The organism is Stenotrophomonas sp. HMWF023 (assembly GCF_003060985.1).
Taxonomy (GTDB): Bacteria; Pseudomonadota; Gammaproteobacteria; order Xanthomonadales; family Xanthomonadaceae; genus Stenotrophomonas; species Stenotrophomonas lactitubi.
Genome location: NZ_QAIJ01000340.1, coordinates 1 through 25,237 on the forward strand (window position 1 = coordinate 1; position 25,237 = coordinate 25,237).

General features: G+C 62.3%; 28 protein-coding genes and 2 pseudogenes. 6 read left to right on the forward strand and 24 right to left on the reverse strand.

Features of this window, described 5'->3' with window-relative positions:
- The 4 genes and pseudogenes from DBR20_RS23585 to DBR20_RS20690 all read left to right on the forward strand — a co-directional run.
- Positions 1-172: topoisomerase DNA-binding C4 zinc finger domain-containing protein (locus tag DBR20_RS23585; protein WP_146187072.1), on the forward strand; the 172-nt coding region annotated here is incomplete at its 5' end.
- A 174-nt stretch (positions 173-346) separates the two neighbouring features.
- Positions 347-712, forward strand: a pseudogene (locus tag DBR20_RS20685) (DUF6713 family protein); the annotation flags it as partial.
- A 204-nt stretch (positions 713-916) separates the two neighbouring features.
- Positions 917-1,171 (forward strand): annotated as a pseudogene (locus DBR20_RS23590) (Arm DNA-binding domain-containing protein); the annotation flags it as partial.
- 57 nt (positions 1,172-1,228) lie between these two features.
- Positions 1,229-2,119: a site-specific integrase gene (locus DBR20_RS20690; RefSeq protein ID WP_258223452.1), complete on the forward strand. Its 891-nt coding sequence runs from the start codon at positions 1,229-1,231 to the stop codon at positions 2,117-2,119.
- Between the two features lie 109 nt (positions 2,120-2,228).
- Here DBR20_RS20690 and DBR20_RS20695 read toward each other — a convergent pair whose 3' ends face one another.
- The 4 genes from DBR20_RS20695 to DBR20_RS20710 all read right to left on the reverse strand — a co-directional run bounded on the left by DBR20_RS20695 (position 2,229) and on the right by DBR20_RS20710 (position 4,839).
- Complete coding sequence (locus DBR20_RS20695; RefSeq protein WP_219927834.1) at positions 2,229-2,603, reverse strand: hypothetical protein; 375 nt, start codon at positions 2,601-2,603, stop codon at positions 2,229-2,231.
- Positions 2,600-3,025: a hypothetical protein gene (locus DBR20_RS20700; RefSeq protein WP_108268129.1), complete on the reverse strand. Its 426-nt coding sequence runs from the start codon at positions 3,023-3,025 to the stop codon at positions 2,600-2,602. The genes DBR20_RS20695 and DBR20_RS20700 overlap by 4 nt, the downstream gene beginning before the upstream one ends.
- A gap of 186 nt (positions 3,026-3,211) precedes the next feature.
- Entirely contained in the window at positions 3,212-4,252 is a 1,041-nt protein-coding gene (locus tag DBR20_RS20705) for a P63C domain-containing protein (RefSeq protein ID WP_108268131.1), read from the reverse strand.
- Between the two features lie 116 nt (positions 4,253-4,368).
- Positions 4,369-4,839 (reverse strand): hypothetical protein, encoded by a 471-nt coding sequence (locus DBR20_RS20710; protein WP_108268204.1) that lies wholly within the window; start codon positions 4,837-4,839, stop codon positions 4,369-4,371.
- A gap of 356 nt (positions 4,840-5,195) precedes the next feature.
- Here DBR20_RS20710 and DBR20_RS20715 point away from each other — a divergent pair, with 356 nt between their 5' ends.
- On the forward strand, positions 5,196-6,770 hold the full coding sequence (locus DBR20_RS20715) for an N-acetylmuramoyl-L-alanine amidase (protein WP_181393141.1): 1,575 nt from the start codon (positions 5,196-5,198) through the stop codon (positions 6,768-6,770).
- Between the two features lie 13 nt (positions 6,771-6,783).
- Here the strand turns inward: DBR20_RS20715 and DBR20_RS22245 are convergent, their stop codons facing one another.
- The 6 genes from DBR20_RS22245 to DBR20_RS20740 all read right to left on the reverse strand — a co-directional run bounded on the left by DBR20_RS22245 (position 6,784) and on the right by DBR20_RS20740 (position 14,831).
- Entirely contained in the window at positions 6,784-6,933 is a 150-nt protein-coding gene (locus DBR20_RS22245) for a hypothetical protein (RefSeq protein ID WP_181393143.1), read from the reverse strand.
- A 557-nt stretch (positions 6,934-7,490) separates the two neighbouring features.
- Positions 7,491-10,436 (reverse strand): SGNH/GDSL hydrolase family protein, encoded by a 2,946-nt coding sequence (locus DBR20_RS20720; RefSeq protein WP_108268135.1) that lies wholly within the window; start codon positions 10,434-10,436, stop codon positions 7,491-7,493.
- Between the two features lie 21 nt (positions 10,437-10,457).
- Complete coding sequence (locus DBR20_RS20725; RefSeq protein WP_219927835.1) at positions 10,458-13,520, reverse strand: host specificity factor TipJ family phage tail protein; 3,063 nt, start codon at positions 13,518-13,520, stop codon at positions 10,458-10,460.
- Positions 13,517-13,894 (reverse strand): nitrite transporter, encoded by a 378-nt coding sequence (locus DBR20_RS20730; RefSeq protein ID WP_108268137.1) that lies wholly within the window; start codon positions 13,892-13,894, stop codon positions 13,517-13,519. Before DBR20_RS20730 ends, DBR20_RS20725 begins: the two co-directional genes overlap by 4 nt.
- Positions 13,891-14,373 (reverse strand): DUF1833 family protein, encoded by a 483-nt coding sequence (locus DBR20_RS20735; RefSeq protein WP_108268208.1) that lies wholly within the window; start codon positions 14,371-14,373, stop codon positions 13,891-13,893. Before DBR20_RS20735 ends, DBR20_RS20730 begins: the two co-directional genes overlap by 4 nt.
- Positions 14,370-14,831, reverse strand: a complete 462-nt coding sequence (locus DBR20_RS20740; RefSeq protein ID WP_219927836.1) for a hypothetical protein — start codon at positions 14,829-14,831, stop codon at positions 14,370-14,372. Before DBR20_RS20740 ends, DBR20_RS20735 begins: the two co-directional genes overlap by 4 nt.
- 25 nt (positions 14,832-14,856) lie before the next feature.
- On the opposite strand from DBR20_RS20740, the gene DBR20_RS20745 reads away from it, so the two are divergent.
- Positions 14,857-15,162, forward strand: a complete 306-nt coding sequence (locus DBR20_RS20745; RefSeq protein WP_108268141.1) for a hypothetical protein — start codon at positions 14,857-14,859, stop codon at positions 15,160-15,162.
- Here the strand turns inward: DBR20_RS20745 and DBR20_RS20750 are convergent.
- The 14 genes from DBR20_RS20750 to DBR20_RS22410 form a co-directional block, all read right to left on the reverse strand.
- Positions 15,159-17,681 carry a phage tail length tape measure family protein gene (locus tag DBR20_RS20750; RefSeq protein ID WP_108268143.1) on the reverse strand — a complete coding sequence of 841 codons (2,523 nt, stop codon included), beginning with the start codon at positions 17,679-17,681 and terminating at the stop codon, positions 15,159-15,161. The genes DBR20_RS20745 and DBR20_RS20750 overlap by 4 nt on opposite strands.
- A 63-nt stretch (positions 17,682-17,744) precedes the next feature.
- Positions 17,745-18,011 (reverse strand): hypothetical protein, encoded by a 267-nt coding sequence (locus tag DBR20_RS20755; RefSeq protein ID WP_219927837.1) that lies wholly within the window; start codon positions 18,009-18,011, stop codon positions 17,745-17,747.
- A 26-nt stretch (positions 18,012-18,037) separates the two neighbouring features.
- Positions 18,038-18,427, reverse strand: a complete 390-nt coding sequence (locus DBR20_RS20760) for a phage tail assembly chaperone family protein, TAC (RefSeq protein WP_219927838.1) — start codon at positions 18,425-18,427, stop codon at positions 18,038-18,040.
- Positions 18,424-19,143, reverse strand: a complete 720-nt coding sequence (locus DBR20_RS20765) for a phage tail tube protein (protein WP_108268147.1) — start codon at positions 19,141-19,143, stop codon at positions 18,424-18,426. The genes DBR20_RS20760 and DBR20_RS20765 overlap by 4 nt, the downstream gene beginning before the upstream one ends.
- A gap of 62 nt (positions 19,144-19,205) precedes the next feature.
- Positions 19,206-19,571, reverse strand: a complete 366-nt coding sequence (locus DBR20_RS20770) for a DUF3168 domain-containing protein (protein ID WP_108268149.1) — start codon at positions 19,569-19,571, stop codon at positions 19,206-19,208.
- Entirely contained in the window at positions 19,568-20,050 is a 483-nt protein-coding gene (locus DBR20_RS20775) for an HK97-gp10 family putative phage morphogenesis protein (RefSeq protein ID WP_108268151.1), read from the reverse strand. The genes DBR20_RS20770 and DBR20_RS20775 overlap by 4 nt, the downstream gene beginning before the upstream one ends.
- The gene (locus DBR20_RS20780) at positions 20,043-20,378 is read right to left on the reverse strand and encodes a phage head closure protein (protein WP_219927839.1); all 336 of its coding nucleotides are present in this window, start codon (positions 20,376-20,378) and stop codon (positions 20,043-20,045) included. Before DBR20_RS20780 ends, DBR20_RS20775 begins: the two co-directional genes overlap by 8 nt.
- Positions 20,375-20,581, reverse strand: a complete 207-nt coding sequence (locus DBR20_RS20785; RefSeq protein WP_108268153.1) for a hypothetical protein — start codon at positions 20,579-20,581, stop codon at positions 20,375-20,377. Before DBR20_RS20785 ends, DBR20_RS20780 begins: the two co-directional genes overlap by 4 nt.
- Positions 20,582-20,643: 62 nt before the next feature.
- The gene (locus DBR20_RS20790; protein WP_108268155.1) at positions 20,644-20,985 is read right to left on the reverse strand and encodes a head-tail connector protein; all 342 of its coding nucleotides are present in this window, start codon (positions 20,983-20,985) and stop codon (positions 20,644-20,646) included.
- 3 nt (positions 20,986-20,988) lie between these two features.
- Positions 20,989-21,348, reverse strand: a complete 360-nt coding sequence (locus DBR20_RS20795) for a hypothetical protein (protein ID WP_108268157.1) — start codon at positions 21,346-21,348, stop codon at positions 20,989-20,991.
- 53 nt (positions 21,349-21,401) lie between these two features.
- Positions 21,402-22,613 (reverse strand): phage major capsid protein, encoded by a 1,212-nt coding sequence (locus DBR20_RS20800; protein ID WP_108268159.1) that lies wholly within the window; start codon positions 22,611-22,613, stop codon positions 21,402-21,404.
- An 11-nt stretch (positions 22,614-22,624) separates the two neighbouring features.
- Complete coding sequence (locus DBR20_RS20805) at positions 22,625-23,491, reverse strand: head maturation protease, ClpP-related (protein ID WP_108268161.1); 867 nt, start codon at positions 23,489-23,491, stop codon at positions 22,625-22,627.
- Positions 23,492-23,494: 3 nt separating this feature from the next.
- Positions 23,495-24,787 carry a phage portal protein gene (locus DBR20_RS20810; protein ID WP_108268163.1) on the reverse strand — a complete coding sequence of 431 codons (1,293 nt, stop codon included), beginning with the start codon at positions 24,785-24,787 and terminating at the stop codon, positions 23,495-23,497.
- The coding region (locus DBR20_RS22410; RefSeq protein WP_258223449.1) for a terminase TerL endonuclease subunit at positions 24,784-25,237 on the reverse strand (454 nt) is incomplete at its 5' end. The genes DBR20_RS22410 and DBR20_RS20810, both read right to left, overlap by 4 nt.

The window sequence follows — 25,237 nt, forward strand, 5'->3', positions numbered from 1 at the left end:
GGACGGCGTCGTGGAGGTTACGAGCGTGTCGGGTGTGGCGATCAATGAAGAGCGCTGCCCGGTGTGCAAGATGGGCGTGTTTGTGGACCGAAATGGGCCGCATGGGGCTTTCAGGTCCTGCTCCAGCTATCCGCTTTGCCACAACAGGCCGAAGGGTGGGCGTCGCGGGTGAGTGCATACGCGGGCCCTGGAATCCAAAAGACCTGCAGTTGCCAGGACCGGGATGACCTCGGGTGGCCTGCCTGGCGAGATGGAGCTGGACGTCTTGACATGGACAGTCCCAGCTCGCACGAGGAAGGCGCCAGTTGAGCACATCATTCCGCCGTGAGCAGCACGGTGGCATCCCGCAACACTGCTGGCGTTGATCCTGCACCAGATCGACGCCGCGTTCTGGCATGAGTGGATCATGTTCCGTGTCCTCGGCAGCGCCCAGCGTTACCTGGCTTCCAACCTACTCGCCGTCGGCGTCCTGCTGCATGGCTATCGCCAGGTGATGCTGTTCAAACCCTCTGCGAGGGCCCATGAGCGTCTTTGCGGAGCCGTAGGCGCCGGCACCGCGCTTGTCCACGCTGCCTTCGCTGCTGCGGGTCATGACGAGTTCCACCTTCCTCTCTTCATCGCAGCCTTGGCTGCTCTCGTTGCCGATCTCGGCCTGCTCCATCAGAGCCGCCGTGCTTCGACTGCTCATACCCAGGTGGATGGTATGGACTGAAGAAACAAAAGAGCCCCTGTTTCCAGGGGCTCTTCTGAACATCTTGGCGGAGAGAGTGTCTGAATTTAGGGCGTTCCCTAGCTTCCGTGCGCCTTCGTGAAACCAGTCTCAGCCTTTGCGCCAGCTAGGTTTCACCATCCGAGTTCGTTCGCGGGCTTTCGCGTGAAGTCGCGTCTGCCGGGTGGGTACATGGATGGGTAAGAAATGGGATTAAAGATCAACCGCCTGACGGCGAGACGGGTGGCCACGGTCACAGATCCGGGCTACCACGCCGACGGTGGTGGCTTGTACCTCCAGGTTACCGCCTCAGGGGCTAAGAGCTGGGTGTTCAGGTATCGCTTCGAGGGAAGGCGCCCAGAAATGGGACTTGGCCCGCTGCATGTGATCGGCCTAGCCGATGCGCGGGCAGCGGCGGATGGCGCTAGGAAGCTAGTCCAGGCTGGACAAGATCCCCTTGCCGGAAGGCGTGCATCTGCGGTGGCCACGTCCTCAATCCCAACGTTCTGGGAGGCGGCCGTGGCCTACATCGCAGAGCGTCAGGCCGGGTGGACTAACCCGAAGCATGCCGGCCAGTGGACTAGCACCCTGGGAACCTACGCCAGGCCCGTTATAGGACACCTGCGGGTTGATCGCATCGAAACCGACCACGTCTTGGCCATTCTGCGTCCCATCTGGGTGACTAAAACAGAGACTGCCAGTCGCGTGCGACAGCGTATCGAAGCTGTCCTGGACTCGGTGACCGTGCAAAAGAAGCGCACCGGGGACAACCCCGCGCGCTGGCGCGGACACTTGGCGGTGATCCTTCCGAAGCCCACCGCAGTGACGAAGGTCGAGAACTTCGCTGCCCTGCCCTATGCGGACCTGCCAGCCTTCATGACCGCCCTGCGCTTAAGGCATGGCGAGGCAGCACGCGCCCTAGAGTTCACGATTCTCACCGCCGCGCGCACCGGGATGACGCTCGGCGCGGCCCCCAGGGAAGTTGATCTTGACGCTGGAACCTGGACCGTTCCCCGGGACAGAATGAAAGGTAAGGTCGAGCACACCATCCCACTGTCAGTGCCAGCCTTGGCGCTAGCGCGGGCGCGTATGGCCCGGGCACATTTACTCTTTCCCAACGACATAAGCAACGAACCGCTTAGTGAGAACGCGATGCTCGCGCTGCTGAAGCGAATGGGCTACGGCCACATAACAGTTCATGGTTTCAGATCAACGTTCAAGGACTGGGCCAGCGAGACTACTGAATTCCCCGACGACCTTTCCGAAGCTGCACTGGCTCACAAGATCCGTGATAAAACCAAGGCTGCATACAAACGAGGAACAATGATCGAGAAGCGCCGACTGCTAATGGATCAATGGTCTTGCTACTGCAGCTCAGCAGCCTTGGTGCATCGCCAGGGAACCATTTGATCAGAGTGACACCGGCAAGAAATCACGAACATTGAATAAAAACCCCAAAAAATCCGAGAGCGCCGCAAGTAACATCAACAATTCCGCACCAAACCTGGAAGCACATCACTCAACGTCGCTCCCCCCAACCCGAGCCGTTGATAATATCATCAAGCGCTTCATCCACCCCGTAACGCTTTTCACTGACCACGCGGTAAAGCTCGTCGAATGAGTCGACTGCCTCTCTCGTGCCAAGCTCCTTTGCCGAGTAGAGCACCATTTCGTCGAATCCAGCCCACTCATAGTCATCCCAAGACGAGAGGTCATTCAAGCTCTGCGTCCCTGGATAGAACCAAAGCCGAATTTCACCGCTCGCATCGCGAAGTATGGACCACTTGTATCTCCCACCATAAAGGAAGAACAGCTCACCAGTCCGCCCAGTTACAACATCGGAGATTCTGTCCGAGTTCGCAATCATTGCATTAATCGCGGATACGATCTTCACTTATCCAAATCCCCCATTACGCCCGCAATGCTAGAAACATCTGAATGACGCAATTTTTCGCGGAGCTCGCTCACTATGGAGCGTTTCTGCGGTTCGGTTAGAACACGCCTCGTCGACGACGCCTTTTTCACACGATCCGTGAGCTCTGAAAAGGCATCTTTGAGCTTCGGATTCCCATCAATCTGGCCACACACGTCATGAAGGATGCTCACAATTTCTTCGCGCTCATCCTGCACTCTTAAAGATGCGACCAGATCAAGTTTTTGCCTAATTTCACTAAGGCTGCTCTGATGTGCAAGATTGGCAAGCGCATTGAGCATAGCCCGGAGTTCAGAGCCCTTTGCGAAGAAGAGGTAGAACGCCAACCCGGCCGCTGCAATCGTGGCAATGTCGGACAATACTGCAAGCACTTTTTCGATCATCGCCCCCCCATCCTTTGACTGCCAAGCTGCAACAATCCCTCGCATGCCAGTGACCTGACCAAAGCATGGGAGCTCCACTCAAGCTGAATATTGCCTCGGACTCAGCCTGGATGCCAGCATTCTAGACCACAAGAGCCTCAGATCCAGCCAGAACTGGCCAGAACTGGCTGATAACCTGTCCTTCAACTAGTGCGGAGGAGTACTGAGTTCCAGCTCTAAATTGCTCCCCCTCTTAGGGAAGGCACGATCCACAAGACGCTTAAAATTGTCCCAGGAATCGGAGGCACGCATAAATCCAATGACCGCATGCAAGTGCTGGGCTAGCGCAGGGTGACCGACGTCCTCGCTAAGCCACTGATGATGCTTAGCCTTACGACGCCCGGACTCAGTGATCGGATTGCGGCGCTCAAGCTCCTCCATTACGCCAGGGGCCAATCGAGCATAGACAAGGTCGCGCGTGTACGCCGCCACTACTCCCGGTCGCTTCAACGTGCTCCACTTCCATCCGCGAAGGCGAAAAATCTCTTTGTAGAATTCGTCAGGAAAACGCTTAGCCCACGCAGCCAACTCCTTCTGCAGAAACTGATCCAGAATGGCCTGGAGAGCTTTGCGATCACGGACCTCTTGATAGCCAGTTGCCTCATCAACCAGTGCAACAATACCTACCTCGGCAAGGCCCCGCATCAACATCTCGGCGCGCTGTGCGACGACAAGCTGCGGTTTCGAGAGCTCACTGGCATCACGGGCACGAAGCCAAACGTTGCAGACCTTCGGCAGTGCCGACGCAGGGAAGCCATGTGCGATGTTGTTGCTGGTGAGATGCTGGTAGCGCATGGGCTCCGTCAGCGCCACCAGTAAGTCATTGTCAATAAAGGGCCGAAGGGTCGCGGCTGACGCGAAGAACGGCAATTTCTCGCCAGGGTCTGAGGCCCGATCTTCTCCCTGCTGGCGATCTCCTTTGGGTACATATGCACCACCGCGGCTGCGGCCCAGAGCACGGCCTACGCTGCGCTCGGACAAAACTCGCGTTCCATCAGGCAGTACCGCACAGTCGATGGCAAGGTCACCAATCTGAATTACGCCCTGATGGGTAGCCTTCGGCACACCCCAACGGGCTCGGGCAGCTTTTGAAGCGATTGAACTTAGCTCTTCACTGCTTAAGATTTCTGCGCGCCGCTTGCCGCCCTTTGACTGTTTGGAGGACACCTGTTCAGTCTCGCCATCCATGCTTGCTACTCGAAATGGGGATGCTTGCTTTCTACTAGCAAGCATCCCGCCAGTCAAGTAGCAGGCATGATGTGAAAGCGCGCTCTCTACATCCATCTTGGACAATCAATTACAAGTCAGACCCGCACCCACGCTTGAGAGCCAGACTTGGTCGCAGCCGGCGGACGGCGCGGCTCCAGCGCTTCCTTGACCCGCTCCAGCTCCTTCGTCCCCGCCTCGGCCAGGCGCCGAGCCTGTTGCAGCTGCTCTGGGGTGGGTGGCAATCCGGGCATCGGCGGCGGCAGTTCGGTGGGCGTGCTGTCCAACAGTCGAGCTACCGCTTCCCGCAGCCTCTGCTCGGGGTAGAGCCTGGCCGCGCACCACCGCTCGGCGTAACGCTTGCCCTGCTGGATACTGGCCGCCCTCACGTTCTTGGTGTCCCACATCTTTCGGGCATCAAGGTGCACCCGAACCCCGCCATCCTTTGCCGACGTGACATGAGCGATCTGCCGGCCATTCCACCACAGCACCCAGCCCTCCCCCATCTGGACCCAGCCAGAGGGTGGTGGTGCTGAGCGGAAGCCTTGGTAACCATGTGAGGGAAGCATGGCCGGGAGCATACGACCGGGCGTCGCAGATCCTGCGAACGCGGTAGCGACCTGCCTGAATCGTTCGGGGAAAGTGCCGGCGCGGCGCTGCTCAGGCGCGTCCGGGTTGAGCGGCCTGCGGCCCCGGATCGGGCAAGGTCAAGATGCCTGTCTTGCTCAGCTAGCTCAATCGGGCAATTCCGCGCTGAAACGTAGCCATTGCCCTACGCTGGCTGTTAGCAACAGCAGCGAGGCTATTCTTCACTTTCGCAGAACTTCATCTATTTGCAACAAACGCGATGGCCCACCATTTCATCTATCCCGGCCATTGCTGTTACCCTCACACGCGGGGGATCCATCAGCAAAGGAAATGCATTATGTCGGTTACCCGAGGTAAGAAACTTACTTGTATAGCTGCAGGACTAGCGCTTTCTTTGGCGTTCGCCAGCAGTGCAAGTTCGCAACAATCACCAAATCAAGAGGAAAGACCGCTCCCCTCTGTGGCTCAGAGCTCAACGATTTTTCATCAACTCGAACCTGAGTTGCAACGCTTTGTAGATCAGCAGCCAAGACTGGAAGGGCAAGCAGCCCGGGTTACGGTACGAATCACCCCAGAACCGTCCACGGGGATCGTATGGATAGACCTTGATTCAGGCTACCTGCCTAAAACGCAGACAGAGTTCAGTGAAGAATTCGGCGATAAGCTGGGGGAAATAGAATCCGAACTCTACGAGTACCTATCGGGAACTGTTCAGTTCAAGTACGTTGTTGCCCGAATTGGGGGAAGAACGATCAACGAAATCTTCCCGCCCGACTACATCAAGGAGCGTAGGAGCAAACGCAGTACCCGCGCTGCCGCAACGCCCGTACCTGGACTAGTTGTCATCAATCCTGGCCACGGCAAGTACTTCCATTACGGCGACAACGCATGGGTGTACGAACGTCCCACTCCTTACGTCGGCACCACCAACGTACACGAGGATGACGTCACACTGCTCTTTGCTCAGCTGCTGAACACATGGCTCACGTCCCGCAGCAGAAATTTCGTCACGGAGGTTCGCCACACCCGAGCCACCGGAAATCCGTTCATCGAACCGGAAAGCAACCTGTCATGGAAGGATCTGGCCGCTCGTTACTACATCAAGTCACTACTGCCTGACGAGGGCCCCACGATCTGGAATCGCTTCCCCGAAGGCAAGCCCAAGCGTCGGGACCTTCGCGAGCAAGACGATGACATCGCAGCCCGCGCCAGGTATGCCAATCACATCAATGCCGAGACCCTCATCTCACTGCATACCAATGCCGCAGGCCCCACCGCTCGCGGGGCGTTGGTCATGACAAAAATTGATGACCCAGCGTCCGTTCAACTTTCAAACAACATCCTTTGCTACATGAAGGAGCAGATCACTGCTCAAGGAGATTACCCGGACTTTGTTATTAGGCCAGAACTCGCAAATGGCAATAACAAGGCCGAAGTACGCGACGCGGAGATGCCGACGGCCTTGATCGAAGTGGGCTTCCACACCAATTCCGAAGACGCTGCAGCGCTTCAGGAATCTGAGTTCCAAGCGGCGGCTATGAAAGGCGTGGAGAAGGGCTATCGCACCTTCAAGGCAGGCGAGACTGACTGCCGACCGCTGACGATCACCAATGTGCCGGCAGTCACTGGGCCACCCCGCAGAGATATCCCTTACACCGTGCAGTTTGTAGGGTCTCCTACCTATCCGCTCTACCTTCGCAGCAAAGTTGTGACCTGCCCGCCAGACTATCTTTGCAGCCAGAACTCTACGCAGTATATTTCCCCTGGAAGCCCGCCAGGCACGCTTAATGCCGTGGCCCGCTGCACCACCGCTTACCCAGTTTCAGGCAGCGTCATCGTACTGGACCGCTACTTGGAAGACAGTGATGGCGTAAAGAGCCCGATGGTTCGCACCTCGATTACCTGCGTGTAACTAGCCGTATAGATCAGCCTGTTCTCTCTACTTGAGCCCGTCCAGCTGATCGATAGATCCCGAAGGCGCCCTCCACCGCCTTCGGGGTCTTGGGCCGCTTCTTGCCCGGATCGTGGGCGTAGAGCGCGGCGAACTCCTGCAGCGACACGGTGGCGCCGGTCATGCGGACCAGCTTCTGGTAAGCGGTCGATCTGGGCGGAATAGCACATGGCGGCGATCTGGACTCAGCAGGTGACCACACGATTGAGGGACGCCATTTCTCAGCGCCCCCCCTGAAGGCGACTGATCTACTCGGAGGACTCCACGCCTTTTCGGATCCTTGATAGACGCCAGCCGCCATGCGACCTGAAACAGCCGCTATCCCCGGTGAGCGAATACCTGAGTCCAGCCCACGCCGACGTTAGAACCGGAGCGTGCCAGCCGCGTGCCTTCTGGTAAGCGTAACGATAAGCCTCCATCACTGCGGCCCCTGCCGCCGCGCTGAGCGCCGCCTTGCAGCCGCCTTAAAACACAGCGTGGCTCCATGGACTACCGCCAAGAGAGCGCTGGCTACCAGCGCCGCGCCGGCTAGAGAAATGAGAAGCTTCAAAGCGGAGTCCTACAAAACCGTGGGGAGTAAGCACTGCCGAGCGCTCGACCGTTGAGCACCCAGCAGTCCCCTTCCGCTATGTCCTAAACATTGCCGTCAAGGCATGAATGCGATGTGAAATCCACTCCCGGTCAGCCCAGTACCGATTCCACCAGCACCTGGCCATAGCGCGCGAACTCTGCCGGGCCGGGATGGTTGAACAACGCGGCAGCCCCCAGCGAATCCCGACTGGCGCCCATGCCGCCCAGCTGCTCATCCATGACGATCCAGTGCTGCGGGGCGAACGCTGCCCCTGTCTCGACTGCAGCGCGCCACAGCGCCCTGTTGGTGTAGTTCCAGCCGGACAGAGCCGGCCCGTCCACCACGTTGCGGCGGGGCACGGACATGATGAGCACCTCGATACCGACCGCCTTCGCCTGGCTGGCGATGCTCTTGATGTTGGCCAGCGTAGTGGCCTGCCCCAGCTCATTCATGCCGAAGTGCAGCAGCAGCACGTCCGCCCCAGACTCCAACACCGGCTGCAGGCGGGCGGGCCAAAGGCCGTTGTGCTGGGTGCTTCCCGAGGTCGTCCCGCCCCGCCCGAAGTTGAGGTACTCGACCGGTTGACCGCTCGCCAGCTCCAGCGCTGCGATCAGTGGCCACACGGCGCTGATCTTCACGTGCACCTGCCCAGCGCCATCACCGAAATCGTACTTCGGCAGTGCGGCAACCGTGTCCGCCGGCATGTTGATCAGGTAGTTCTCCGGTCGATCGCGCGCCGCGCCGTTGGCCGTGTACGGTGGATCACCCAACTGCACCGCGACGATGGAATCGCCATAGCTGGCCACCTTCACCGCTTCCCCGCGCGCAGCCTTGCCCAGCAGCCGGCGCAAGCAGGCTCGGTTGTGCATCAGCAGCTGCTGCCAGTCGGCCTCGCCACCTCGACGCACTACCCCGCCCTGGAACTTCGAGGCGTTGATTGCGGTCACCATGGCGCCCACCACGTGCAGGTAGCCGATCACCACCCGCCCCTCATCGGGCGCAGGTTGATACTCCACCGCATCGAAGTCGCGCTCCGGCCCGGCCTTGATCGTCACCGCCTGCGTCTGCGGGTCGATCTGGACCAGGTCGTATCGCTCGCGCTTGTAGCTGTAGGTGACATCAACCGCGAACGCAGCCACGTCGATCAGCCCACGCAGCTTCCCGTTGACGTGGTACGCGAAGTCCGTGCCCAAGGTCAGTGCGGTGCCGGTATCGCTGCGCGCAGCAGAAACCCCGCTGATGTGCCGTCGGCCCAGCCACGCCCCGGCGATGCTCGGGAACACCGTGTCGGTGTCATAGATGAGGCTGTAGTCCTCTTTGTTCTCGGTCCCGGTCGCTGCCGCCGCCACTGACAACGCTGCGTTGATGCTCACCTTCCGACCGTCCCCATAGCCCGAGCCGTAGACGAACACCGACAGGCCAGCTGCATCGATCTCCAGATCATAGGCGTCCAGCAGGTGCATACTCGAATCGCCGGGATCGTCGTTGGCGATTCGGAAGACATCGCCACCCAGCCTCCAGGCCAGCGCCGAACCGACTCCAATGGCCGATGATCCCCGATACCAACCGCGCTGCTGCTGGTTGAAGCCACCGTCTGCCGCACGGGTGATGCCGATGCCGATGTTGGCGGCAGCGGCGGTGTATCCCCACAGCTCGAACAGGTAGGTCTGCCCATCGACCGTCTGAATGGCCGGGAACGGGAAGCGCAGATCCTGCCAGGTCCCGGACACCGCCTCCAGACCAAGCTCGGCCAAGGTCTTGATGCCGCTATAGAGCAGCGTTGCGGTGCCATCGCTCGCGGGGTAGATGCCGACTGTGGCCGGATTGGTCGGGCGTGACCACACGCGCAGGCGCAGGCTCGCGACGGTGCTTGCCAGCTCAACCATAAGAGCGAGCGTGTCGATTGACGCACCGGCACCGATGTCCTGACCGGCCCCCGCCTGAGCGCCGAACGTCCAGGCGTAGTGGCCAGCGCTCTGCGGATAGGCCTGGTCGTTCGTTTCGCGGGCTGCCGCGGCCGAGAACTCCCGCGTGAAGCTGCGATCGATGATGCTGGCCTGGGATTCCAGCGCGTTGATCTGCGGAGCTAGCGCGCTGTCGACCTCACGGTAGAACGCCTCGAAGGCAATGCGGTTCGGAGACCCAACATTCTGGCTGCCACCGCCGGCATTGCCGAACCAGCCGCGACGGAACTGTGTGATGCCAGGGGCATCATTTCGGGTGCCGATCGACAAGCCACCTGCAGCGCTCAGCTTCCAGACGAGAAGATCCGATCCTGTCGTCGTGACCGCATGGGGCAACCGGAACTCCACGTACTGATAGGCATTGCCGGCCGCAAGGTCAGCGCCGTTGACCGTCACCGACGAAAGCAGCGTGTCGTTTGCCGTTGGCGGGTAAGCCGACGTGCTGCCAGCCTGCACGCGGGAATACACCTCCAGCGTGATGTCGCCCAGCAGCGGAACGTTGCTCATCCAGAACCGGTACGCATTGACCGGCAGCCCATTTGCGGCCTCCGCAGCCGAATACACCGCGCGATTGCCCACCGGATCGAAGGCTGCGTTGTGCAGGACCTGCGTCACCATGCTCTCGGTCACGGCAATCTGAGTCAGCGCGTCGTCGGCGTCCCGCGTAGCGCTCGCGATACCGAAGCGCGTCGGGTTCCTGTCCGCCTTCTGCGTCAACACATCCGCCGACCGCCACTCAAGGCCGGCGGCCACCATCACGTAGCGCCCGCTGTTGGGGACCGTCAGCCCCGACACCGGGTCGGTATGGCTGCCTGTGTCACCGATCACGGCCACCTGTCGGTTCTGCGGCACTTGGCCTGCACCGGCCGCTGCGCTGGCAGCCGCCCACGTCGGGAATTCGATGGTGCTGCCGTCGGCCAGAAACTTCAGGTAGCCAAACTCAATACCGGCCCAACTCGTTCGGTCCTGGCCCCGTCGATCACGCCAGGTATGCCCCGGGCCGTTGATCCCTGCGTCAAGGTTCTCCGCGTTGTCGTACAGATCCTTCGGCGAGTTCGAACCCAGCGGGTTGCCAGTGTTGAAGGTCGTCATGTTGCAGCGTCTCCAGTGGCGCTACGGCGCGATTGCGTCGTCGTATTGGTAGAAGGCGGGGTCGTATTGCAGGGCGGTCAGCTCGACAGAGCCGTCCTCGCCCGGGGTGAGGTCGGCCAACACGGCGTCATACCCAGCGCGCGTGCTGTCGCAGAAGATCAGCTCCGGCGGATCAATCGTTGGGTCGTCCATGATCCAGGTGTTGAATGCGTGCTCACCCGGCAGAGTCGACGCGGCGATGGTCAGCCTGTGGTCATCCACGCGGGTGGGCACCATCACGTTCGAAAGCGTGCCGTCCTGGAAGCGCACAAGGCACCGAGGCGCCGGCAGCGTCCAATCCAGATACTCGCCCACCTCGATCAACAGCTGCGTGCCATCCAGCGTGGCCGACTCAATCATGGTGCTGGTGGTGCTGGAGCCCGGGATGTCATCGAACAGCTTCACCCGGTCGCCGTACTGATAGACAAGCCCCATCATCTCGGTCTTGGTCTTGTAGGTCAGGCGTTGGCCGTGGTGCTTCATCAATCGCCGCATGCCGATCCGATACGCACGATCGCGCGTGCCGACACCCTGCAGCTCGTAGGTCTCCACCTTCCACGGCTCGGTGACGCCTGGCAGTCGGCACTCAACGGTCTCGGCCGCCCAGGTGACCTCGTCGATATAGGTCACGTCCACACCGTCGTAGTCGTCCGGCCCGGGCGAGATGAACGACGTACTCAGTGGCTCCAGCTGCCGCTGCGGCGAGATGCCACCGCGCCATGCCTTCACCCCTTCCCTGCCCGCCGAGCACATCGAATCGATCAGCAGGAAGTAGCCCATGCCGGCCTGCGCCGCCATCTGTAGCAGATCCAGCGCGCTGGTGCCGGACTTCTCCGCGCTGAAGTCGAAGAACTCGCCGCGTGGCGTCCAGTAGTTATCCTCCAGGTGCTGCAGTGTTGCCGTGTCGATCTCGTCCGCCGGCAGACCAAGCGAACGCATCACGTGGATCATGGCGCCGCTGATGCTTCGCGCGGTCCCCTCGTCATAGATCCGGGTCGCTTCCACGTTGAACCTGCGATCAGTCTGGGCCGCCAGCTTCGTGCCGGTGGTCACTGTCAGGCCGATGGTGGTCAAGTCGTCATAGCGGGTAGGACGCTGAGGAAGGCGCGCGCGCAGGCCCTGCCAGTAGCAGGCATCACGTGCCGAGTTCCCGCCGCGCTCGGTCACGCGCCGCACGCGCACTTCGATCTGTCCAGGCGTGGCCAGCGTGATGCGCTCGGTGAAGCCAAGAGCATCCTCAGAGGTCGCCGTGTACGTGTGCGTGCGCACCGACCATGCATCACCAGAGCCGAACACGCGGTAGGCCACGCGAACGGTCACCGTAAAGGTGCGCTTGTTGCCCTTGTCCGTGTACCAGATTAGGCCGCCGGGGAAGTTGAAGTCGTACTCGAAGGCGTCCGTGGTCTCGCCGCCAGGGCATACCAGAAACGGCCCCAGCCATTCCTCACCCTCTTGGAATCCGGTGGCCCGGTAGTCGGTGGCAGTGCGGGTGGTCCAGCCCGGCCAACTGGTGTCGACCACGCCGGCCTCGGTCAGGCGCTGCACTGCCAAGGTAAGGCCGGACACCGAGGTGATGCGGTACTCGCTCTGCCCGCGCGCCATCAAAAGAGAAACCACGCCCGGCGGCAAGCCTCCGAAGGCCGTGCCAGTCGCGCTGTCATAGGCGAGCGTCACGCGGGGCTGCGTCGCCGGCGTGCCGCCCGTTGTAGCCACGCCGGCCGTGGCAGCGGGACTGCTTCCAAATACGCCCGCCGGAAGGCCGCTGAAGCTGATGCTGCCGCCGGCATACGGGCTCCCAGCCTCTCCGATAGTGACCACACCACCCGACTGGGTTGCCACCAATCCGCTGTCGACCAGCTGATCATTGATCGCCGTCAGCAGCACGCCCAAGGTGATGTAGTTGGCCACCAGCGCCACGCTGTAGCTGGTGCCCCGCCAGCTGATCCCGAAGGTGACGGGTGAGCCGCTGAAATCGAAGCTGCTAGCAGGCGCCGAACCGGTGACTGTGGCCGGACTGCCACCAACCCCAGGCACTGCCGGCGAGCCGGGGGTGTAGCTGGCGACGAACAGCGCGTAGTCCGCGCCGTTATAGGTGAGCAGCACGGGCATGCCGAGGTACGGCGCCAGCTCGTCCACGGCGCTGCCGGCGATGATCGAGTAGAGGCCGCTGGTGGTGGCCGTGAAGATGGCAGCGATTTTCAGCGTCAGCACCGCACCGACGGTCCAGCTGGCAGGCACGGATGTGGCGGGCCGCTCCTTGCCGTTCGCGTCAGTCACGGTCGCGTTGTTCAGGGTGATCACGTTCCCCGACACCGTCACCGAGTCGGCGTTGATTCCGGTGGCCACGTCCGCCGTATCGCTCAGGTCCAAGCCGGCCGTGCCCGACGCAGTGGCGCCAACCTCGGTTGAGTTCACCCAGTTCTCGGAGCGAACATCTCCGCCCACGTCGGCACCCGGCGGATAGATGGTCATCTCCACGTCGCTGCCAAAGGAAGTGATCGGCGTGTTGCCAAGCCGCGCAGATCCGAGCGGAATGACGTGCTGACCCTTGCCAACGCAGACGAACATCTGCGTGCGATACGTCTTACCACCGACGAAGCGCGACACAGGCTGCACCAGATAGTCGGCCCACACGCGGCAGCGGCCGAGCACCTCGCGCACCGGGCTGCCCAAGCGTGCAGAGTTCGCCCGGGCGGTGTCGAGACTCAGACTGTCACCCTGCGCGTTGCGACTTCCGGGCAGGTTGTTGGCCATGTAGATGGCGTATGCGGCGACCACGGCCACAACGACCCAATACACAACCGCGGCTATACCCTCATAGTGCGGAACCGGATAGATTCGAACATCGCTTCCCGCGTCGATCCACGTGTCTGCCCAGGCGTCCGCCGCCACGGGCTGGCCATCGATTTCCAACTCAATGGGCTGCTCGCCGACACCCGTGTAACCGCGAACGTTCGAACGCAGCCAACCATCAATCGTGGTACGGCCGTGCTGGTGGGTCTCCAGCGCCTCGCCGGGCATGCGCGAAGGGAACACCCGGATCACGCGTAGTACTCCACCCGATGGAAGCGGCGCTCAAGGCGCGACACCGGCAGCACCGTCACGTTGCGGCCGTCGTTGCACTCCAGCGCGCACATGCGTCCGTCTGCCTCGACCAGCACGGCAACGTGGGTGACCATGCTGCCCTCGTAGCAGAACGCCACCGCACCCTCCACCAGGTCGCTTCCAGCATGCTGCAGCACCGCTTGCTTAGCCAGCTCGGGCAGATCCTCTCGCGTGGCGCCCGGGTACTCATCCCATGCAGGCAAGCCAAGATCGCGGCGCACCTCGTTCACAACGCCATAGCAGTCCAGTTCGGGAAAGACACGGCCGCCACTGACCCAGACCACGTCCAGGTATTTTTCCAGTTCGATCTTCATGAGATGTAGCGCAGCCCGGGGTGCTTGGAGAGGTTGAAGCGATCGCGCGGCCAAGCCGTGTCGAGGATGTTCATAAAGCCCGCGGTCACCTGGACCTCAGTGGCCGACCACTGCCCACCCTTGATGACCATCGAGAGTGGACGTTTGACCGGCGCCAGAAGGTCGCTGCTCAGGTACACGCGCAGGGTCACAGTCATCTCCTGCCTAGCCGCAAGCGCCGCGCGAATCTTGGTGCTCACCACGCCGTCGATGTTGGTCAGGGCAAAGTTGAGATCCTGTATACCGTCCGCGTTCCGCGCCGGTTTTGCCACGTCCATGCCGCAGGCCTTGAAGGTGACTGTCTCGCCCGTTTCCAGCACGGCCTGCAGATCCTCCCAGCCCTTGGTCAGGTAGTGGGTTTCGCTGCCTACCGTGATGGCGAGCGTTTCGTGCTCGATCTCGCTGCCGCCCGAGGCGTAAAGACGTTCAAGAATGCTCATGGCTGTGGCCACTCTCGGTTTGCGGCCAGATCGATCACGTTGGCCTGGAGGAAGCCCTCCGGGTACTCGGACCATCCGTCAGCCAGCAGCGGCCGCAGATAGAGTTCCAGCGTCGCCGTGAACATCCACAGGTTACTGTTGGTCAACGTCGGGCCATCGTAGATATCGGTGAATCGGGCCTTGTAGTAGTCCATCCCCAAGGGGCTGCGAAGCCGGCAGGCGAACCAGGCAACGCCGTCGAACAGCTGCTCCTGGAACCACTTCTCGAACAACGCGGCCTGCTGGTCATTCAGCAGCCAACGCACCTCTGTCTGGCTCGGTGTCGCGGTATAGGCTCGCCGCGGCAGTGACCGCCCGCTCACGAATGTGGACCTCAGCATGGGCGACACGTGCCGCAGGCCGTAGCCATCTCGCAGTGGTTCGGGCAGCCACGCCGGCTGCATAATCAGAGTTGCCACTTACTGCCCCTGGGAATACAGAACCATGAATGAGAATGAACTACTCAATATTTCGCTCGTCGGTGGACGCCATGCGAACTCAATACTGATTTCGCTGCTGCTCGCGATGGCGATCAAGGACAGTGAGGAAAAGAAGATCTTGGTTAGATACTTCGTTGACCAGATGAAGAATGATTGGCCGTCCGGCCTTCCGGAAAAGTATCCAGATCTGCCGCAGGCAAGCATCGATGAGATAGCCAGATCATTCGTGGCCCAGATTGATGGAGTTCTGTTGATGGCCGAAACATCGGTGAAGGCAATGGAAGACGCAGCTGATCCTGCCATCCACTAGCGCACTCGCCTCTTTACCCCCCATCCGGCCGCATACGCCTTGGACATAGCCCCACGGCCTGCAGCGACATCGCCAGCCTGCTTGAGGTTGTTGCTGTCGATAGCGGACCTGATCTCTGACTTCAGGAGCTGAATGGTCCTCTGGTCAGGATTTCCATTCACGTTCACCACGGGCGCGTAGGTCAGAGGGGGGGCCGTCGCAACTTCATTGGAAACCCGGTCCAGAGTGGCATCCAACTTTGCGCTGGTAGCCGCAGTGGTGACCCGTTCGCCCTTCTGCAGCAGCCAGGTTCCCGTCTCGGGAACGCTGTCGATACCGTCGTGAGCCATACCGACCGCCGACACCTCACCTACCAGGTTGGCGACAGCTGCAGCTGCGGCGGCCATCGCCGCCAGGTTGGCAGGGAACGGAAGGCCGCTGGACAGGGCAGAGCTGACCGCATCCTTCGCTGCCAGGGCGGCCTTCGCGACCGAGAACGCCTTGCTGATCGCGAACGCGGCCCGGTAGATACCGGACTGCTCGCCAAACCCGGCGCGCATCACCCCGGCAACGCCGGCCAATCCCTGCTCTGCAGCAGTCAACCCAACCTGCCACCTCGCCTTGTCCAGCTCGTCGAGCCTGGACTGGTGCGTAGCGGACAGCGCCGCCTCCTGGGCGTCCCAGTCCTCTGTCAGATCCGCACGTGCCTTCCGGTACTCTTCCAACGCCTGAAGCTGCGTCGCGTACTTCTTGTTCTCTTCCTCGACCGCCTTGTTGATCTTGGAGAACTCACCGCTGGCGCCGCCGTAAAGCGCATCCGGGCCGCGATACTCGCTGCCGCCCGACCCGCCGACCTGCTCAATGACCTTTCCGGCCACCTTGGCAAACTCAGGGTCGTTCGCGGCGCCGGCCGCTGCCGCCGCCTGCAAGGTTTTCAGCCGCTCCCGGGCCAGATCCAAGCCGAGCGAGTCCTTCTTGTTCAGCTCGTCCCTCAGCTTGGAGAACGACTCAGTGGCCTTAGCTGCCGCTTCGTTGGCAGCCTTCTGCTCCTGCAGAAGGTCCAGCTTACGAGCATCAATGCGTAGCGACTCCTGCTTCGAGGCATTGAGCCCCTTCAGTGCTCCGTGTTCCAGATCGAAGTTCAGCCGCTGCAGCTCGGTTGCCTTGCCAGAGCGGTCAGCACTGATGTCGAACAGCTCAATCTGGCGGCGAAGCTGCAGACCGGTTGCCTCGTAAGCTCGCTCGAGCTGCATCTGGGCAGCAATCTGCTTCTTTGCACCCTCCGCATGGGCGGCTGCAACGGATGCAGCGGCTGCAGCAGCCCTTGCAGCCGGATCACCCGTGACGCCGGAAGGCGGCAGGCTGGCCTCAATGAGCTTGACCGTAGGCGCAGGCTTGGCCTGCATAGCGGCCCAACCGCGGTCGGCGAACTGCGTCCCCGTCTGGTAGTCCTTGAGGAACTGGCTCCAGCCGCCCCCCTGGGAGCCGAACAACCCACTGTACTGGCCCGAGGCCAGCTTCATCACCGCGTTGCCCTGCTTTTCGATTGCGACCAGGCCACCACGAACTCGGTCCAGGCCTTCAATCGTCCCGCTGAATATGCCGCCTAGATCACTGATTTGCCGGAAGCTATCCGCGATCGATTCCGTAAGGTTTCGAACCTCGGTTCCGTCCTTCAGATAGGTCGCGAAGTCGGTCAGGATCGTCCCGAGCCCGACGATCATCGCGTCGAATCCCTCTCGGACTTGAGGGTCGTTCAGGACATCAATAAACGAATTGACGGCCGCTGTAGCGCCCGAGAGACTTCCATCTCTACCGGTGGTCAGGTCATCCAGCGTGTTTCTCAGCGCAGTCAAAGAGCCGCCGAAGGTATCCCGAGCCGCCTGTGCCGCGCCGGCATAGGACTCCTCGAGGATCTCCAGGATCATCACCTGGGCCTCGCCTTCCTTTCCGGCCTTCACCAACTCGTCGATCGTGCCGCGCACCTCCTTGGTGAACGCAGCGCCAAAGCCCTGCTGCGCCAGCGCCGCAGCTGCCTTGCTGGGGGATTCCAGCGCGCGGCCGATGGTCTCTGCCGACTGGCTGACGCTGATGCCGAGGCGGGCCGACTGGTCGATGACCGCCTGCATTGCCCGGGGGATGTTGGACGCCAAAATACCGGAATAGGACAGCAGGCGCGTCTGCGCCTCTACTATCTCCCCGCCGCTGAAGGTGGACTTGCTTGCCAACGTGTCGGCCATGTCCAGCAGCTGCTGCCGGGTGTACCCGGCAGCCCCACCAGTAGACCGGATGATTGCGTCGAGCTGGGCAACCTCGCGCTCGGCGCTCATGGTGTTGCGAGCGATCAAGAGACCGACCGTCGACAGACCGGCAAGGGCCGCGGTCATGCCAGCAGCGAGTGCAAGACCTGCCAGCTTCGCCTCGGCCTCGACCTTCTTCCGCCACTTCTCTGCCCGGCGCTCGGACTTGTCCAGGCCGGAGGCGAAGCCACCGACCTCGGCGATAACGTCGATGGTCAGCGTACCAAGGGACCGGGACATAGCTCTCTCTGCTGCAAGGGCCGGCCGTTGGCCAGCCGGATTGATGCGCGCCCTACTGGCCGGCTACCACTGCTTCATCGCCTCTTCGAGACTGATGGGCGCAGGGTCGGCATAGGGCATGAAGTCAGTGCGCTTGAATGGGGCGGAGCCAGGCTTGGTGTTCGAATTGACGAACAGTGCCGCCAGCATCCCTGCTGCCTCGTCGATCCGGCCACCGAGGTTCAGACTTCCACGCTTGGCGCGGAACACGCTCCAGAGCTGGAACTCCCGGATGCTGAGGCATTCCCTTGCCTCAGCGATGCTGCGGCCGCCAATCCCGTTCAGGACCAACTCGCACCACAGTTCATCCTCCGGGGTCAGCTCGTAGCTTTTCCCAGGTTGTTCACCTCGCCGATGACCATCAGCAGCGCGACGGACAGATTGCCGTCGAGGGCGCCACGGTCGGGATCTGCCTCGCCGGTGATGTCGGCGACGGTGAACACCGGCTTGCCGTCCTTGTCGCAGATGCTGGCCGCGATGCGGCCGGCCACGCCGTCGTGCTTGTTGGACGCCGACAGAACGTCGGACACGGCAGTCTGGAAGCCAAGCGGCCGCACGTACACCGTCGCGCTCAGTTCTTCATCGCCCTGCTTCCAGCGGACCTCCTTTTCCACCGGACGGCCGGTGAACGCACCGGCCTTTTGCAGGCCGGCCACGCTCAGGCTCACCGCCCGAGCGGTGCCAGTCTTCTTAGGGGCGCGGCTCACGGCGTCTCCGCCTTACGCAGCCAGACACCCGAGCCGCTGCGCTGCATGGTCGCCGCGGTGGTCACCACGGCATTGCCCTGGAAATCGAACGGGAAGTCGCTCACGTAGGCCTGGAAGGTGTACCAGGTGCGGGTGGTCGGCAGGACCAGCTCGGCCACAGTGGAGCGCTCGGCCGTCGCTGCTGCGCCGGTGCCAGCACCGCCGCTGAACGCAACGGTAGGCGCGCTGGTGTAGCCGGTGCCCGGGTTGGTGATGTTGACGCCGATGACCGAGCCGGAATCGACGATTGCCGTGGCGGTGGCGCCGCTGCCGCCGCCACCGGTGATGGCCACGGTGGGCGCCGAGGTGTAGCCGGTGCCGCCGTTGGTGACTTCGATGCTCGACAGGCTGCCGACCTGCTGCACGGTGGGCTCGATGTCCACGCCGTCGGACCAGCCGATGGCCCACTGGATCGAATCGCCGCCATCTACCTGCTCGGCCAGCTGCCAGAGCAGGTAGTGGCTCTCGTTCTTCGGGTCGGCGTTGATAGTCACCGAAGCCTGGCCCGGCGTGCGCAGGCCCTTCTTGTAGGTGCGCGTGTTGGTCTCGGACAGGCAGGTGTCGTCGATCTGGTCCGCCGGCGCCGTGCCGGGGTTGAAGGCCGTGATGCACTCGATCTCGTGGACAACTCCATTGATCAGGCCGTACAGCTGGGTTCCTTGGGTCAGGGCGCTCATCGTTTCTCCTGCGGGCAATAAAAAGCCCCGCAGTGCGGGGCGTGGGTGGGATGTAGCGGGCGTTACCGAGGGACCAGCCAGTCCACATCGAATGAGAGGCGCAGCAACTTTGTTTCGGGATCAAGCATCTGGCTGCCCCAGCGCGTGATATACCCGTGAGGTTCGAATGCATCACGCAGGGCCTTGGCGGCTTGGATCAGCGATTCTTCTTTCTTCGCATAGACGTCCACCTGCGTGGTCAGCGCGTCCACGTCTGGCCGCTGGGCCAGGTAGTTCTCAGGGCTGCCGCTTACCGTCTGCCAGACCGCATACGGCCAGCCTGGTGCCTTCTCGATCAGGCCGAAAGGGTAGACACGGGTCGGGGCGGCGCCGAACGCCAGCAGCACCGGTGGTGATGCGATGCACAGCGGGAAGATGGGCGGGATCATGCCGCCCCCTGCTTCGCCAACACGCGGTCCAGTGCCTGGTTGAAGCTTCGCGCGAACACGTCGACGGCCTTCTGGCCAGCCTGGTCCGGCACCGGGCGGAAGATTGGCTGCGCGGCCATCTTCGAGGTGCCGAACTCCAGCATGCGCCAGTACCAGGTGATGCCGCCGGGGTTGCTCGTCCCCTGCTGAGCGGCGCGGCCAGCTTGGGCACCGCCTAGAACGCCGACACGGAACGCCAGCACGCCATCCTGCTTGAACGCTCTGCCATTCCAGCGCACTGCCACGTTCTTCCAGATGGCACTCTCGGTCTCGTGGTCATCCACGCGGCGGGCGTTGCTCTGCGCCTGGTCGCGCAGCACGTTGGCCGCCCGACGCAGCGCGGCGCGGCCGCCTTTGTAGTTCACCTCGCGCTTCACCTGCGCCATCTTGTTGCGGATGCCGTCCAGTCCGCTCACGTCGAATCGGATGCCATCAGCCATCGTTGACACCCTCGCTGCACGGAAGCGTCAGGTACTCCAGACCGCTTACCGGGTCGGGCAGCACGCCATGGATATTCAGGATCTTGCCGCGGAACAGCACTCGGCACTTGTCGGTCACGCCCTCACGGTGGCGGATGGTCACGCGCAACGTGACCTCGCTGTCGACCGCCTGTGCCGCAACGAATTCTCGTGCTGATACCGGGGAAATCTCCGCCCACACATCAGCCAGCGGTTCCCAGCTCACCGTCTGTCCACCGGTGGAGGGATTCTGGCCGTCCACCTGGTGTTGCAATTGCACGAAATGGCGCAGCCGGCCGGCGAAGATCATCGCGGACTCCCGCTCAGGTAGGTTGATGCGGCCACTGGCTCAGCACCCTCACCGTCGCTGGCGCACAGATAGTCCACTAGGCGGTTAACCGCCGTGGCGTTCTCCTGATCGGCTTTGGTCTTTTCTTGCAGCGCCGTAACTAGCAGGTGCGTCGCCTCGGTCTGGGCTCGCAGAGCGGCCAGCACTTCGTTTTGCTCGTTCATTCGCTTCTCGCATCCATTTCATGAGCCAGGCGCGGCGTCGCGCGCAGCCTGAGCAGGCCACGTCAGACGCCGAGCCCGATTCGATAGGGCCAGAGCAGGCTGCGTGTGCCTTCCTTCATCTCCGATACGATGGTGCCGGTGACCACATTTTCTCGGTTCGCGTACAGATGCCCGAGGGTGAGCAGTACCGCCGCGCGTATGGCGTCGGTCACCACTATCGGATCACACCCTGCCGTGCCAGCCAGGACGGCGGCAGCCATGCTGGCGGCGTCAGGGAACACCTTTCGATTCATGAACTCCTGCGCCGCCTCCTCGGCCGCGCCACCGTACAGCTCCAGCATGGCGTCGTCGGCGCTATCGGCCCGGCAGTGCTGCCGGGCCTGCACGATGGTGATCAGCTGCATGGCTCAGTCCTGCGCCGGCGTTGTGGCCTTGATGGCAGTTTCGATGGCTTCGATCACCGTGGCGCGGGCCTTCTCACCCTTGGCAGTCTCCGCCTTCAGCGCAGCGTCCAGCAATGCGATATCGGTCACCGCTGCAATCGCCGCGATCGCGTCGGCCGCCCTCTGGCGGACGAGCTGAGCGCCATCGCTGGCTCCGCCAGTCGGCGCGGCCAGGCCACCGCCGGCAGCTGCGGCCTGGCCTGCCAGCTTCACAAGACAGCGTTTGACCAGCAAGTCTGCGTGCTGGGTGGATACATCAAACTCCTCGCCGCGGCGGCGGCTTCCGTGGTGTTCGAACGAGGTGAGTGCAATGACCTTTGCCATTTTCTGGTTCCTTCGTCAGGGCAGCGCCCGGGGTTAGCGGGCGCTGCAGGGGATCAGCCGCCGGCGCCCGCGCCGTCGGTGACCGGCAGGCCGTCGAAGCCGCCCTTCACGAAGGCCTCGGGGCGGAACACAGTCAGGCCCACGTCCTCTTCGCAGAGGATGGTGACCATGTTCTTAACGAAGTTGTCGCGGTCCTGGTTGGAGATGGTGATGTTCGCCTGCTCGCGGTCCCACCCCTGGGCGCCCATCTTGAAGGCACCGGTCAGGAAGTCGCCCAGGTCCATGGCCTTGGTCGCCACGACAGGCCGCGCCCACAGGCCGGGAACGGCCAGGCCGCGCGGCGTGGCGAAGAGGTAGGCATTCTCGGTGGTCTTCGACAGCTCGATGGTGGTCCAGTCGATCGGGTTCAGCACGATGCCATCCGCTTCGTACTCGGCCAGGGTCACCTGCAGCATGGCGATGCGAAGACGGTCGATGGCCGTCTCGTTCTGCACGACCACACCCGGGTTCGTATAGGTCGTGGCCTGGGTGTAGAGGCCGTTGATGTTCAGACCGACGCCCGAACCCTTCAGCAGCTGGGCTTCTTCCTTCAGCTTCAGCCCGTACATCAGGCGGCCGTTGATGTAGGCCTGCAGCATGCTGGCATCACGCAGCACCTGCTTCGAAGCGCGGATCCAGTGGGCGATGGTGGTGATCTTGGCCGAATCCAGCTCGAAGGCCAGATCCGATTCCGGCTTCGGGTTGGTCGGATTTTCGGCCACCACGTCCGCGTTGTTGGTGAAGCCGGTCTCACGCACGTATTCGATGCTGTCCGACGTGGTGATACCCCAGGTCAGCAGATCACGCAGGAACAGGCGCTGGTTCGGGGTCGCCACGATGCCCGGCACGCGCTGCGGCTGGATCAGCGTGCCGGCCGACGCCTCGTCGCGGGTGATCGCGGCCTTGACGGTGAAGCTGCCCTGCATGCCCGGGTTGAAGTTCTTGCAGACATCGGAGGTGGCAACCACTTCGCCGATGGTCAGGGCCTTAGCCGGGGCGCCGCCGCCCTGCTCCAGCTTGGCGATGACCTGCTGGGCAGCCTGCAGGTTGGCCTGCAGCTCGCCCTGGGCGACCAGCAGCTGGTCGACCTTGGCCTTGGTTTCTTCGGACAGCTGCGCATGCGCGTTGATATCGGCCTTCGCCTGCTCAGCGTGCTTCTTCAGCTGCTCGTTCACCTGCCCGAGGCTGGCGTTGATGTTCTTGATGTCGTCGTCGATCTGGGCCATTGAGGCTCTCCTTACAGGATGGTGGTGAGGTTGGCGGCCAGCGCCGCAGTGGTCGTGAAGCCGGCAGCGTCACGCTGGCCGTGTTCGGTGGGCTCGCCCTCACCGCTGCCAGCCGGGTCACCCGCGCTGGACTTGAACTGGCTGATCAAGCGCATAGCCTCGGACTTGGGCATGCCAGACGCCCGCAACGCGGCCTCCATGCGGCGAACGGCAGAGGCGTTCTTGCTGTCGTCGGCCTTGCCGATCTCGTCGGAGTCGAGCAGCGAATCGGCGAAGCCCTGGGAAACGGCAGCACTGCCGCCGATGTAGGACTCGCGATCCATGAGCTTCTGCATGGCCTTGAGGTCTTCGCCGGTCCTGGCCGCGTACACGTCGGCCATGGCCTGATCGAATGGCTCCAGCTGGTCCGCAATCTCTCGCAGCTCGTGGCGGTTGCCCGCTGCCAGGAGCCAGCAGTTGTGGATCATCAGGAATCCCGCCCGTGCAATCTGCACGTGGTCACCGGCCATCGCGATGATGGAGGCGGCAGAGGCCGCAATACCCATCACCTTCACCGTGACCTCGCCAGCGTGCTCGCGAAGCATCGAGTACATGGCCAGGCCTTCGAACATGTCGCCGCCCGGAGAGTTGATGGCGACGGTGACCGGCCCCTTGCCCAGCGAGCGCAGTGCCGCAGACATGCGCTTCGCAGTGAAGCCACCACCGGTCCACCAGTCCTCGCCGATAACGTCGTAAATGCCGATGGTGCGTTCTTCCTGATCCTCAGCCGCAGCGCGGATGCTGGAATCCCAGCGATCAAACGCCGCCGGCGCGATGTAGCTGCGCACATCCATCTGCGGCCGTCCGCTGGGGACGCCCGGGGTTGCACGGATGGTCATCTATTACTCCTTGCTGGAGGCGTCGGGAACGCCAAGAAAAGCGCGCATTGACGCGCGAGCGGCATTGCCGTCTTCGGCCTGGCCAAGCTTGTCCAACGGCGCCAGCGCGGTCTGAACCGTCAGCACGGCGGCGTTCCCCCCCATAGGTTCGCGGTCCTCCAGCTCCCGCACTTCGTCACGGGTCAGGATCCCGTTGTTGACCATGGCCGCGTAGAAGGACGCGCGACCCACGCTGTCCGCGCGCAGAAGCCCTTCGACCGCGAATTTCGGGTAGTACCGGGTGCGCTCAGCCGGTGTCAGAAGATCCTTGCTGATCGCCTGTTCAATTCGACGTAGCCAGGGGCCGAGGGTGAATGTCAGGAAGCCAATCATCTGCTGCTCGATCCCGGTCCCCCAGCTGGTCGACTTTTCGGCATGGCCGACCATGAACGGAGGAACACGGAACCATCGGCAGATTTCCTCCACCGAGAACGCGCGCGACTCAAGAAGCTGTGCATCGGCTGGATTGATGCCGATCGTCTTGATTTCAGAACCTGCTTCCAGGATGACCGGACGCCCAGCGTTCACCGCACCGCTCAATGATTCCAGCGTCTGCCTTGCGTCGTTGCGCTGGTCCGGTTTCAACGTGTTGGGATAGGTAATCGCCGTGGTGGGCATCAGCCCCTTGGAGAATGTGGAGCTGGCCGCCATGTCAGCGCCAATCGCGGCGCCGAAGACCTCGGCACCATAGCCGATGACAGAGACGCCCTCTTTACCGTCTAGAGAGAAGCCAGGGATGCCCCACACCCGGTCGCTTGGTATCTCACGCTGCAGGCCGTTTTCGTCCGTGTACCGCCAGACCTTGACCCCGTCGCGGCGGAACCACGTCAGTCTGTCGGGGTGAAGGAACTGAAGGCCAACCACCCGGCCTCCAATCATCAGCTTCTCGCAGCGCGCATTGCCACGCAGGAGCATCGCCGCAACGCTCGCTTCCCAGTGAACAGCGGCTGTGGTGTCGGAATTTGGCTGATCGTGCAGGATGAACTGCAGCGGATGGTGGCTCGCCACGCGCTTGCCACTGCTCGTCTTTTCGTACATCGAAAGGGGCAGCGTGGAAATCGTCTCTGAGATCAGGCGCACGCATGACCATACCGCTGACAACTTCAGCACGGTCTCGTGGTTCACCGGTACACCCGCCGCCGAGGTCGAACCGAAGTAGTTCGCCCAGAAGTCGCCATCGGTCAGATGGATGGGAACGCCAAGCCACTTGAGCGCCGCCGCGCGCAGGCGACCGGGCTTCTTCGCCGCGGGCTTCATCCGATCACCGGGCTGGCAATGAAATCACCTGCATCATCGCCCTGGGAGGCCGCCGGCATGCTAAGCCCGACGGCCATCAACAGGGTCGACATGTCATCGATCTTGTCCGGCGAGCGCTTCTTGTCAGGCTTCATGTTCAGGTTTCCGTCCTTCACGGCGATGAGGTTCGACGCACACCAGTTCAGAACCGGGTCGTTTCCGTGCCGGATCTTCTTGCTGATGTAGGCGCGCTCAAGCTCTTGCATCGCCGGGTGATAGTTCTTCGTGGTCTGGCCGAACTCGATCAGCGGATGACCTTCTGCCAGCAGCCGCTGGGTGATCTCTTGGGCGTTCCACTTGTCGAAGCCGATCACCAGGGGATTGAACCTGGCGATATCCTCCCGCATGCGCTTCTCGACCACCTGATAGTCGGTGACTTCGCCCTCAGTCACCTCGATCAGGCCGGCAGCA